This window comes from Spirosoma daeguense, assembly GCF_054776875.1.
This window is the reverse complement of the sequence record NZ_BAAHBF010000001.1, coordinates 116,936-129,013: the sequence shown is the minus strand read 5'-3', so window position 1 is coordinate 129,013 and position 12,078 is coordinate 116,936. Positions and strand designations below refer to the sequence as shown.

Annotated in this window: 7 protein-coding genes; 2 read left to right on the top strand and 5 right to left on the bottom strand. The window is 47.4% G+C overall.

Going from position 1 to position 12,078, the window contains the following annotated elements; all coding sequences use genetic code 11:
- Nucleotides 1–15: 15 nt before the first annotated feature.
- The 5 genes from ACYVD4_RS00395 to ACYVD4_RS00375 form a co-directional block, all read right to left on the bottom strand.
- Nucleotides 16–3,105, bottom strand: coding sequence for a SusC/RagA family TonB-linked outer membrane protein (locus tag ACYVD4_RS00395; RefSeq protein ID WP_460941629.1), 3,090 nt, complete (start codon nucleotides 3,103–3,105; stop codon nucleotides 16–18).
- A 332-nt stretch (nucleotides 3,106–3,437) separates the two neighbouring features.
- Entirely contained in the window at nucleotides 3,438–4,121 is a 684-nt protein-coding gene (locus ACYVD4_RS00390) for a 3-keto-disaccharide hydrolase (RefSeq protein WP_460942956.1), read from the bottom strand.
- A gap of 166 nt (nucleotides 4,122–4,287) precedes the next feature.
- A complete protein-coding gene (locus ACYVD4_RS00385; RefSeq protein ID WP_460941627.1) occupies nucleotides 4,288–5,355 on the bottom strand; it encodes a hypothetical protein in 1,068 nt (355 codons plus the stop codon).
- Between the two features lie 87 nt (nucleotides 5,356–5,442).
- Nucleotides 5,443–8,514: an FAD-binding and (Fe-S)-binding domain-containing protein gene (locus ACYVD4_RS00380; protein WP_460941625.1), complete on the bottom strand. Its 3,072-nt coding sequence runs from the start codon at nucleotides 8,512–8,514 to the stop codon at nucleotides 5,443–5,445.
- A 27-nt stretch (nucleotides 8,515–8,541) separates the two neighbouring features.
- Nucleotides 8,542–9,021: a DUF1648 domain-containing protein gene (locus tag ACYVD4_RS00375; RefSeq protein ID WP_460941623.1), complete on the bottom strand. Its 480-nt coding sequence runs from the start codon at nucleotides 9,019–9,021 to the stop codon at nucleotides 8,542–8,544.
- A gap of 192 nt (nucleotides 9,022–9,213) precedes the next feature.
- Here ACYVD4_RS00375 and ACYVD4_RS00370 point away from each other — a divergent pair, with 192 nt between their 5' ends.
- Both ACYVD4_RS00370 and ACYVD4_RS00365 read left to right on the top strand, forming a co-directional pair.
- Nucleotides 9,214–10,146: a polysaccharide deacetylase family protein gene (locus tag ACYVD4_RS00370; RefSeq protein WP_460941621.1), complete on the top strand. Its 933-nt coding sequence runs from the start codon at nucleotides 9,214–9,216 to the stop codon at nucleotides 10,144–10,146.
- A gap of 244 nt (nucleotides 10,147–10,390) precedes the next feature.
- Nucleotides 10,391–12,070: a hypothetical protein gene (locus ACYVD4_RS00365; RefSeq protein ID WP_460941619.1), complete on the top strand. Its 1,680-nt coding sequence runs from the start codon at nucleotides 10,391–10,393 to the stop codon at nucleotides 12,068–12,070.
- Nucleotides 12,071–12,078 lie beyond the last annotated feature (8 nt).

Below are 12,078 nucleotides of genomic sequence, written 5' to 3'. Positions count from 1 at the left end.
ATTTACCGAAGATGATTAAAGATTAAAGCTGACATTGAAGCCAATGGAGCGGGTTGTCGGAATCTGTCCGTTTTCGATGCCCTGCAAATTGCCATCGTTATAGAAGCTGGTTTCGGGGTCGATGTGCGGGATTTTGCTATAGAGCAAAGCCAGGTTCCGGCCAACTGCCGAAATGGTGATGTCGCGGAAAGGCAGACGTGGGAACACTTTGCCCGGTAGCCGATACGTCATCCGCACTTCACGTAGTTTCACATAACTTCCGTCGAAAATGGTTTCTTCGTTGTTGGTCAGCAGGTAGTATTTGTGGTGCCATTCTTCCGACGATATATTCTTGGTATTGGGCGTATACACCGGACTTTCAGCCGTTCCGGTATTTACGACACCCTGACCAACAATGCCCGTTTCGCGACCAAGAGTGGTTTCGGCCAGTACGCCCGTATACCGACCGATGTTGATGGATTGAGAGAAGATGTCTCCACCTGCTTTTGCGTCGATTAACGTACTCAGCGACAGATTTTTATAGGTGAACGTATTCTGGAAACCACCAATCCAGCGCGGGGTGAAGTTGCCCAAAATCCGGCGCGTAGGGTCGATACGTGGGTAACCGCTGTTGTCGTAGACAATTTCGCCGGATGGCGCGCGCATGAAGCCCTGGCCAAAGAACGTACCGTACGGTTGGCCTTTACGTGCTTCGATAGTCATGCCACGTACCGTACCCAGTGTGTAAGTGTCCAGACCATCGGCCAGTTCAACTACTTTGTTCTGGTTACGAGCGTAGTTCAGTGCTACGTCCCACTGAAAAGCACTCGTTTTAATGGGTGAACCTGTTAGCTGAATTTCAATTCCTTTGTTTTCGATGCGTCCTGCATTCAGCCATTTCGATGAAAAACCCGTAGCGTTCGATACGTTCACGCTCAGAATCTGGTTGAACGACTGTTTACCGTAGTACGTTACATCAAGACCAAGCCGGTTGTGCCATAGTTTTACTTCGGCACCTATTTCGTAAGAATCAGTCAATTCGGGTTTTAAATCGGCGTTTAGGATGGCGTTACTTTCGGCCAGCGATGGCAGTGAACCCCAGGCGTTGGCATACGAATATGTCTGAAGCAGGTTATACGGATCGGTATCGTTACCCACGCGAGCCACACCCGCCCGAACTTTGGCAAACGACAACGTTGGCGAATTAATATTGAACATGTCGGTCAATACCGCACTCACGGCCGCAGACGGGTAGAAATACGAATTATTGTTGACCGGCAACGTACTCGACCAGTCGTTACGTACCGTCAAATCGAGGAATAAATAATTCCGGTAGCCGATGTTCGACGAAGCATACAAGCTGTTGATGACTTTTTTCGTGTAGCCAGTATTATCCGTTACGGGCCGCTGGCGCGAGTTACCGATGTTCCATACGCGCGGAATCGCCAGTTCGGTAGCACCTGTGTAATTGCGCTGGGTGTAGTTCATGCGCGAGTTGCCGCCAATGTTCGCCGTTACGTCGAAATCGCCAAACTTATGCGTGGCGTTCAGAAGGAAATCGCTATTGGTTTCCTGAACGAAAATTAAATCTTCGTTATAGCTATCGAAGAGATTCGACGTACGGGCTGCGTTTTTGGTCTTTCGCCGATCCTGATAAAAATCCGTACCCGAACGAGCGGTCAGACTCAGCCAGGGCGTAAACCGATACGTTGCCGACAGGTTCCCAAACAACCGATCTTTGGTATTTTCGCGGGCACTGACGTTGAGCTGGTAATAGGGATTTGTCCAGTAATTATCGTTCCAGTTACGTTGGTAAATGCTGCCGGGAGCCTGGTAATTCTTCAATTGTTCCATATCGACCTGCCGACCAAACCAGATGAAATACAGGCCCCAGTTGGTACGGTTGTCGCTACCGTCTTTCACGTAGTTTGCCGTAGCGCGGATGCTGAGTTTATCAGTCAGATTCCAGCCTGCGTTCACGGCAAATGTTTTCCGTTTGTAATCGGTATTTGGCAGAATACCGGTCTGGTTCAAATCGGTGTACGATAGCCGGAAATCACCTTTTTCGTTGCCGCCGGTTACCGATACGTTATTGGTGAGCGTGCGACCTGTCTGGTAAAACTTGTCGACATTGTCGGGATGCGCAATCCAGGGCGTTGGCTGCCGAACACCGTTGACAATGGGCGAATCGAATTGCTCAATTAGCCGACCGTCCAGTTTTGGCCCCCAGCTTTCATCGACGCCATCGTTGATACCACCTCCCCGACCATCGACGTATTTGAACTGACCTTTACCGCCCTGACCATATTCATTTTGCCATTTCGGCTGCCGAAATGGCGAATCGAACGTAGTGTTCGAGTTTACTGCTACGCCAATTCCTTTTGATCCTTTTCCACTTTTCAACGTAATCAGCACTACGCCGTTGGCACCCCGCGAACCATACAGAGCGGCTGCACTTGGCCCTTTCAATACGCTCACATTCTCAATATCGTCGGGGTTGATGGAAGCGGCTCCATTACCATAATCTACCGCCGTACCCGAGCCGATATTGCTGTTGTCGATGGGTACACCGTCAATCACGAACAAGGGCTGGTTGTTGCTGCCAATCGAGTTGGCACCCCGAATCAGCATCCGCGACGAAGCACCCGGTGCCCCATTCGAACCCGTAACCTGCACCCCGGCGATACGTCCCGACAAGGCATTGACGAGATTGGTTTCCCGTGCCTGCGTGAGTTGTTTTCCGCTGACCTCCTGTACGGAATAGCCTAGCGCTTTCTTTTCGCGGGTAATTCCCAACGCCGTTACCACAACCTCGCTCAGGTTCGATGCATCTTCTTCTAATGCTACGTCAATAACCGATTTTGAGCCAAGCGGTATTTCGGTCGATTTAAAACCAATGAATGAAAAAATTAAAACCGCATTGGCCGGGCTACTGAGTGTGAATTCGCCATTGGCGTTGGTCGTACTTCCCCGGTCGGTCCCTTTAATCAGTACGTTAGCACCGGGTAAACCTGAGCCATCGGATTTTGACGTAATACGTCCTTTAATTGTTTTGTCCTGGGCAAAACTGGCTACGCTAACCAGCAGGCAAGCCAACAGACAGCATCGCGTAAAAAAATGGTTCATTGTTAGTAAGTAGTTAAGAAAACAAGTAGATGAAGACACTAAAAGCGACCAGAATAGGTAAGAAGGGCAATTCACAAAATAGATAGGGCCTGTTTCGAATCGCTATTAGGCTAATATACTGTGTTGTTGATTTTTATTAAAATATTATTTTGACATTATTGAAAAAATTAAAATTATTATTTGTAAAATAACTTGAATGCTTATGTTTAGATTTGGTGTCTATAAATAAATCAATATAATATTTTGATTATTGAAGTAGGTTTGTTCTGAAATAAAAAAAGCCGTGGATGAGCAACTCATCCACGGCTTTTCGTGAGATTTTTCGGAATCAATTACAATTCTCGTATCTGGATATTCTTATACCAAACGCGCTCTTTGGGGCTGTGATTCTGTAACGCGATTTTGCCTTTGGCGTGTGGTGTAGCATAGGGCCAGCTTGCGAATTTGCTCTTGGCTACCAGTGCTTTCCAGTTGTCGGAACCGTATTGGTAATCGACAACTTTTTTGCCGTTGAGGAAATGTTCTACGTGATTTTTATTGACCACGATACGTCCTTTATTCCATTCGCCGGGCGCTTTTATGGCATTGAAATCCGATGGCGGAATCATGTCGTAATTAGCGCCTGACATTTGTGTCTCTTTTAATTTATACGGCTTGCCTTCGCCGTCCAGATAGCCTTTGTCATCAATCACCTGATATTCTGGGCCTGACATATATGTCGATTTGATTTCCGGGTTGTCGATGATTTTGTAAACGACTCCGCTATTGCTGCCTTTCGGAATCTTAAAGTCGAATTCCAGTTCAAAGTTCTCGTATTCTTTATCCGTTACGAGGTCGCCCCCCGTACCGTCGGGCGTAATGGCTCCATCTTCAACGTACCAGCCAACAACACCTTCTTTATGGTAGCTGTGCCATCCTTTTATGGTCTTGCCATCGAACAACGATGTCCATTTTGGTGGAGATGCAAATGTAAAGGCCGTGGCTACTAAGCCTATCAGATATATGGCTACTTCCATCTGAAATAACCGTTTCAATGTACGGCCCAGTACGTCTAGCTGAATAAATCGTTTCATGAGAGTTTAGATGTTTTGAGTAAAGGTATAAAAAAGTAACGCGGGCAGAATGTCCGCCGTGTAGAGAATTTTTACACGGCGGACATTCTGTCCGCGTTACGTCTCAAAACTAGCTGGCCATTTCGCGGGCGGCCTGTGGGTCGTTGTATTTTCGGTCCAGTCCTTCCGTCGATTTCTGGTCAGAGCGGTCAGTACCTGAAATCATATCCTGCGCTTTCACACCGCTTTCGTCGGTCATTTCGCGAGGTTGCTTCTCGGCTTCCTGCGCTTCTTCCGGACGTTCACCGGGCTGATTCTGAGCCTGATCTTTTGCGTTTACGTCGTAAGGCCGGGCCGAATCGCCAGTGTCGGGTTCGTCTTCCATACCTTCCTGCGAACCGGGTTTTGCTTTTCCGCCCTCATCCAGACTTTCATAACGCGTTTCAGGAACGTGTTCGTCGTTCGGTACGTAACCATCTGGTTTGGGGCCATTGGTTGGAATAACGCCGGGGCCCGACATAGTAAACGTAGCGAGTTGTGAGTTAATCTCGTGCGAACGGTCAGGTTCGCTAGGCTCTTGAATTTCGGGAACGGCAGGCTTTGGCGTACCGGGCAAATCCGGGATTTCTGGGCCCGGAACGGGTGGTGTCGGTGGGGTTTCAGGAACACCCGGAATTGGTTGCGTTGGATCGGGTGTACCCGGCGTTGGCGGAATCATATCGTTAGACATGCCCAACGGCTGATTGCCGCCGATATAATTCCAGCCACCGAACGAATTCGTTTGTGTCGATTTACCTTTTGGTTGTTCAGTCTCGTCTTCCGAAATCAGACCTGTATTCACGGTTGAACCTGCGTCTGGATTTCCGGTAATATCGGCTACTGCAATCGGATCATTCGGTACGTTATTCTCATCGACACCTTCGCCAACGTGTAGCGATGCTTCCGAGTTTTCGTATGTTTTTCCGCGCGATGGGTCGCCCTGAACGGTACGTTCCTCGTCGGAGCTATAGCGATTGCGAAGTTGTTCGTCTACGACATCGTCTTCGGTGTGACCAATGGGGGTTAGTTTACCGTCGACTAGCTTAACCATATTTGTTTCGCCCTGATCGGCTCCGAATTTGGTTTCCGCGTTTTCGTTCGAAACCAAATTCGCTTGTTGAGATCCGTCGCTAAGGGCTGATGAATGTGAGTTTTCCATGATCGTTGTACGTGTTTAAGGTCTATGGAAAACTACTGGGAAGAGAAAAGGTTTTTACTACGTAACGCGTTACATTATTCTACTACGTTACACCAATGCATCAAACAGAATTTCAGCCGGGTGCTGGGCTTTACGGCCCGTTCCGTCTTTAATCTGATGGCGGCAACTGGTTCCGGCGGCTGAAATGATAGCGTCCTGCGCCTGACGAACGGCCGGAAACAAGACCAGTTCGCCAATCTGCATCGATAAATCGTAATGTTCGGTTTCGTAGCCAAACGAACCGGCCATCCCACAACATCCCGACGGAATCAATTGAACAGTATAATTAGCTGGAAGCGAAAGCGATTTTTTTACTGGAATCATCGACGACAACGCTTTCTGGTGGCAATGACCATGTACTTTCACCAGCCGTGATTCTGTTGTGAATTTGCCTGAGTCGATACGTCCGGCTTCGGTTTCGCGGGCAAACCATTCTTCGAACAGAAAAACGTTTTGGGCGATACGTAGTGCATCAGCTTTCAATTCGGCCGGTACTAAATCCGGATATTCGTCTCGGAATGTGAGAATGGCCGATGGTTCCAGGCCAATCAGGGGCGTAGCGTCGGTAATGAGGTCTTTGAGTAGCGTTACGTTCCGAATGGCGATCTGGCGGGCGTCCTCAACCAAGCCTTTCGAGAGGTAAGTACGTCCGCTTTCTACGTGTTCTGGAATCGTGACAGAATAACCCAACCGCTCCATCAGTTGAATGGCTTTCTGGCCAACCTCAACGTCATTATAATTGGTGAATTCATCGCAAAAAAGCATAGGGCGTTGAGCCTGGGGCATGGGGGATGAACCGTTCGTTTTCGTGGCCCCCTGCTCTCTGCCTTCTGCCCTTTGCGTCCTGCTACGTGCCCACTTCCGCAGCGTAGTACCTGCCAGTTCAGGCATACTACGTTCAGGATGAAAACCGACGGTTTGATTGGCTAATCGACGTAGCGCCGGAGTTTCATAAATGGCATTATACGCCCAGGGTGCAATGCTCGCCAGCGACATTAGTTTGGTGAAATTTCCAACCAGTCGGGCACGTAGCGGAATGCCATTGGCTTTATATTTCTGCTGCGCGAACTCGGCTTTCATGCGCGTCATATCGACACTCGACGGACATTCTGCTTTGCATGCTTTGCACGATAGGCATAAATCCAGCACTTCGCTAACCGTATTGTAATCATGCTCGGATGGTTGTTGTGTCTGGCTGTAAAAATGCCGCAGGATGTTGGCTCGTGCCCGTGTGGTGTCGCGTTCGCGTCGGGTAGCCATGTAACTCGGGCACATCGTTCCGCCCGAGATGGCTGTTTTCCGACAGTCGCCGGAGCCGGAGCATTTTTCGGCTAGTTCGAGCAAACCGCCGTCTTTCGAGAAGTCGAAAATGGTTTTGGGTTGTGGAATCACTACGTCGGCTTCCGAACGCAAATGCTCGTTCATGGGGGGCGTATCAACCACTTTCCCCGGATTGAACGTATTGTGTGGGTCCCAGAGTGCTTTTACCTCTTTACACAACTGATAATTTTCTGGCCCAAGCATAAACGCAATGCATTCGCCCCGAAGCCGACCATCGCCGTGCTCGCCTGATAAGGAACCGCCGTATTTTTTGACCAGTTGCGCCGTATCCATCAGCAACGTCCGGAATTTAGTCCGTCCCTCTGAGGATTTAAGGTTGATAAGTGGCAATACGTGAATTTCGCCTGCACCGGCATGGGCTGAATATTCCAGACGAAGACCGTGCTGCTCCCAAGCCATGCGGTCGAGTTCATCGATATAATCGGGCAAATCGTGTACGTCGACGGCTGTATCTTCAATTACGTTCGCCGGTTTTTCGTCGCCGGGAATGTTGTACATGATACTCAGACCCGCTTTACGTAGCGCCCAGGGCTTTTTGGTTTCCTCATCGAACAGGATTGGATACGCGTAACCCAGATTTTTCTGACGTAGCGCTTCCACAAATTGCTGCGCTTTCTGTTCAACGCCTTTTACCGTATCATCGAAGAATTCGACCATCAAAATCGCTTTTGGGTCGCCTTCAACAAACGTGCGGTTTTTTGCCTGTTCAATATTGGTTTTGGTCAGTTGCAGAATATAATCGTCGACCAGTTCTGAGGCAAAACAACGATGGTCCAGCGCCACCAGATTAGCTTCTAACGATTGTCGGATTGTATCGAAATGAGCGCATACCAACGCCGTTTCTTTGGGAGGCAATGGTAACAGGTTGAGTTTGGCTTCGGTAATGAAGCAAAGCGTTCCCTCCGAACCCGCAATCAGATTGGCGAAGTTGAAAAGCGCAGGGCTTTGGGCGGGGGGCGTAGCGTGGATTGCAGAGTAGGCATGGATGGCCTTTTCTATCTCTGCCCTCTGCTCCTTGCCCTCTGTAAAAAAAGACACCAGCGCATCCAGCGCGTAGCCAGTGTTTCGGCGGGTGACGGTTGGTTTGGGATAACCTTCGCGAATATGGTTCTGTACGTCTGCGTTCGAAAGCCAGTCGCGGAACTGGACGTAAAGCTTTTGCTCAAGTGGACTCACTACGTTCTCACCCCGACATTTGGCGTCAAACTGTTCCTGTGTAAGTGAGCCAAACGTTACTTCGGCACCATCGCTCAAAACGGTTTTAACTTCAAGCAAATGATCGCGGGTAGTGCCCCAGACAATGGAATGAAGTCCGCAGGAGTTGTTGCCGATCATACCGCCGATCATGGCTCGGCTGGCTGTGGATGTCTCTGGCCCGAAAAGTAGCCCGTGTGGTTTCAGGAAGGCGTTGAGATCGTCGCGGATGACGCCCGGCTGCACACGCACCCAACCTTCGTCGGCATTAGTTTCCAGAATAGTGCCGAAGTATTTCGAAATATCGACAACAATGCCGCTGCCCACCACCTGACCTGCTAACGACGTTCCGGCTGCGCGGGGAATCAGGCCAAGCTGATGTTGCTGCGCAAATCGAAGCAACTTCTTTATATCGGCGACGGATTTAGGCAATGCTACCGCAATAGGCATTTCCTGATACACCGATGCATCGGTTGCGTAAAGCACACGTTGCGCCGTGTGTTCCGGTGATTCATCGAAATATAAATCGCCTTCGAACGAAGGGAGCAGATTGGCAAAGGGCAGCTTTTGAGCGAGTAGAAACATGGCTCAAAAATACGAAGAAACTCGGTGTTACGGGCGCGGAATCAGTTTGTAAGCGCGCCAGATAAAGAAACCGGCTAACAGAAGCGGAGTAGCGGTCAGAATAGGGATTGTCCAACCCAGTAGCTGATTTTGATTGTGCAGTTTGGCCCAGATGGTTTGCACTTGTATACTTAGAAAAAGGCAAACGATAAAAACCCGTAGCGTTGCCATCATTTGATAGGCGTTTTGCAGTTGGCGTGCTACGTTCTCTGGTGTGCGAGGTCCCGGAAAGTTCATGAAATCGGGATGAACTTTTCGGGTAGCATACAGAATTCCCAGTGTGAAAAAAGCAATAACAGGGAGAACCAATAACGTAGCGGGGCTACCCCAGCGATCAGCCTGACCAGCCATGTTATAATGAATCGGAATTGGACTGGGTAACCAGATGGCTCCACCGACAGACAAGGCTATTAAAATAACGAATAGCGCATTAGTTAGCCGATTGGCGTTACGTTCATAGTTGCTCATATATGTAGTGATTCAGCAAATAGCTAAAATTAGCAAAAGCTACCTAAATCGCCGTTACGTTACTTCTGCTGCCAATAATACCATTGAAAAAGAATATACATAGTTGGCCCAAAATTTGACTATATTTTTCAACGTATCATACTATACATCATCATAGTTTTAGTTAAGTTTGACTAGTATATCTATTCAGTTATGTTTTCGCGTCAAATCTTATCGCTCACCGCAGCGCTTTCTCTCTCTATTGTACTTTCCAATAGTTTAACGAGTTGTCAATCAAAAGGCTCTACCAACGAAGCCGCCACCGAAAAAACGGCTACGTCGGAACCAGCCGGGAAACCCAGCGAGGCAAAAGCGGAGGCTACTACGCCTGCTCCAGAGCCGGCGAGTATTCCGGCCGATAAAATTGCCGATGCCGCTACGATTCTGGCGCGTCCGCAGGTGCCCATTCTGTGTTATCACCAGATTCGCGACTGGCGGGCGAGCGATTCGAAAAGCGCGAAAGATTACATTATTCCGGTAGCTGCATTCAAAGAGCAGATGCAGATGCTGGCCGATAGTGGTTATCACACCATTTCGCCCGATCAGCTTTATGCGTATCTGGCTACGGGCGCAGCCTTACCGTCGAAACCGTTTATGCTGACGTTCGATGATGGCGACCTCGACCAATATGAAGTGGCGGCTCCTGAACTTGAAAAGCATGGTTTCAAAGGCTCATTCTTCATCATGACGGTAGCCATTGGTCGTCGGGGTAAGCAGCCGTATATGGATAAGGCGCAAATTAAAGACCTTTCCGACCGGGGACATACGATTGGCGCACACACCTGGGATCACCACAACGTGAAGAAATATCAGGGCGACGACTGGCGGATTCAGATTGAAGAACCAAAAGCCAAGCTGGAAGCCATTACCGGCAAGCCTGTGAAATATTTCGCCTATCCGTTTGGCTTGTGGAACAAACAGGCACTTCCCGAATTGCAGAAACGCGGCTACGCGGCTGCCTTTACGCTGGCCGACAAACCCGATGATCAAATGCCGCTTTATACCGTTCGACGTATCATTGCCGGTGGTCAGTGGAAAGCAAAAACCATGTACCGGAACATGATCCAAAGCTTCGACGGTAAATAAAGCATGCTTATTTATCAACAAAAAAGCGGCTTAATGGCCGCTTTTTTGTTGATAAATAACTAACAAATTAGGGGAATTGACTTTCAGAATTGAGGATAATTTAAGTAAAGACTTTATAGTAGAAATTGCTTTCTATAGCTAAAAATCCCCCATCTGTAATCATTATTATATTTAGAATACGGGGAAATTACCCTTGCGCTAACGTGTTGATTACCATAGATTGGTAGCCATATTCTGAACATTTATGGCGCGATATCTCTATTTTATAAGTCTGCTTCTTTTTTGCGCAAAAGCGTATGGTCAAAGTAACACAGACGAGATGCTGGGTGCTCCTAAAGTGCATGACTTTGTGCTACTCTGGCCAGAGTTTTCTGATGGTAAATTCAACTACACAATTGATCGGGATGTGTCATCGGTCAGATCAAAGACCTTAAAAAACGTAACCGTTGGCGTTCCTTTAAAAAGTAAGGAGATAGCGTTGGCAATTCGATTTTACAATCCACTACGTTATTCTATCAGAACTAGTGATACGTTGTTAGCTGAACCCAGTTATCAGAATATCGGCCAGTTTGCATTGGCATTAACCAATTTGCTTGGTACGTTGCCTAATGCCGCTCCAATACCAAAAGTTTCTGATGCAACAAGCCCTGCATCATCGGCTTCACTTAACGCTTCGATTAGAGCGAACGAGCAGAATACATTAACCGTATATACGTCAGGACAATTCGACTCACTCGCAGTTAAAGTTGCGAACAATCAGAAAGCTCCCACTTCACTTACCATTACCGCAAAAGAGTCTTGGAATTGGGTAAAGCGAATAAATAGTTTGAGGGCTGAAGAGTTAGCCGAGTGGAAATACATGTCGTTGCAAGGCAATGTTAAATGTATTGATACCACCAGTAAAGTGCTGAAAGATCTTAAGTTACTGGACGACCGTTATTTTAATGCGTCCATCCGAGGAGTCACAAAAGACTATCTACTTAAATTGAGTCAGCCTGATAATATAGTTGATTTTCAGAAAGTTAATGATCGTTTTAAAATTGTACTTGATAGTCTTGATAAAGTCAATCAGGGAAATATCAAATTACTACTGGCCTTCAATGATCTAATTTCGGATAATATTTCTAAGGATTTGCTGCGAAAAACGATTACAGCAACCGATGAATCCTTATGTCAGGATTTTGCCACCTACTCACAAATTGTCTTTAAGCGATTTGTACGAGCCAGAGCTGAATTTCAGGAGAAACGGAACCAGATGCTTGATCTGGCGAAAAAAATCAGCAAGGAAGTCGACAATTTAATGACTAAAGCTGTACGCTTACCTAATGGTAATCAATTAGATAACGCTTTCATTCTAAACCGATATGATGTTCAGCTCGAAAAAATGAGGGATGTCCGAGTTATGGTTCAGGAGCGTAAATTAAATCTGAATGGTTCTCCGCCTTCTATTGATAAAACAGATAAGCAGTTTGAAGGAAAAATACGGATTCGGGCAGCACAAACATTTGTGCCTGAATTTTCAATGGGAGGCTTCTATACAAACCTTACCTTTCCCACGTACAACGTAAAAACAGTGAGTGGACAAACGGTTATCGGTAAAACGGATGAAGACTATTCTGTTGGTTTAGCTGGTATGCTTAATCTAACACTAAACGCTCTGGAAGGTTTTGCTCATCCTTTAATTCAACTTGGTGTAGGAACAGGCAAGAACCGGCCTACATTATTGTCAGGAGCGGGAATTCGTTTAAGTTGGAAAATGCCCATTATTATCACTTACGGAGCCATTTGGCACTGGCAACAAACACTACTAAATGGAAAGGAGGAGAATGGAAAAATTGGCGATGAGGCCCAGTTGAAACAGAATCTGGAATATCGATTCATTACCAAACCCAGTTTTTACTTAGGTCTCCAAATTGGTCTGTAAATTTTTTG

Excerpts from the sequence above, each read along its gene's own strand:
- ACYVD4_RS00370 (WP_460941621.1), top strand. The coding sequence starts at position 9,214 with ATGTTTTCGCGTCAAATCTTATCGCTCACCGCAGCGCTTTCTCTCTCT.
- ACYVD4_RS00390 (WP_460942956.1), bottom strand. The coding sequence starts at position 4,121 with ATGGAAGTAGCCATATATCTGATAGGCTTAGTAGCCACGGCCTTTACA.
- ACYVD4_RS00375 (WP_460941623.1), bottom strand. The coding sequence starts at position 9,021 with ATGAGCAACTATGAACGTAACGCCAATCGGCTAACTAATGCGCTATTC.
- ACYVD4_RS00395 (WP_460941629.1), bottom strand. The coding sequence starts at position 3,105 with ATGAACCATTTTTTTACGCGATGCTGTCTGTTGGCTTGCCTGCTGGTT.
- ACYVD4_RS00380 (WP_460941625.1), bottom strand. The coding sequence starts at position 8,514 with ATGTTTCTACTCGCTCAAAAGCTGCCCTTTGCCAATCTGCTCCCTTCG.
- ACYVD4_RS00385 (WP_460941627.1), bottom strand. The coding sequence starts at position 5,355 with ATGGAAAACTCACATTCATCAGCCCTTAGCGACGGATCTCAACAAGCG.
- ACYVD4_RS00365 (WP_460941619.1), top strand. The coding sequence starts at position 10,391 with ATGGCGCGATATCTCTATTTTATAAGTCTGCTTCTTTTTTGCGCAAAA.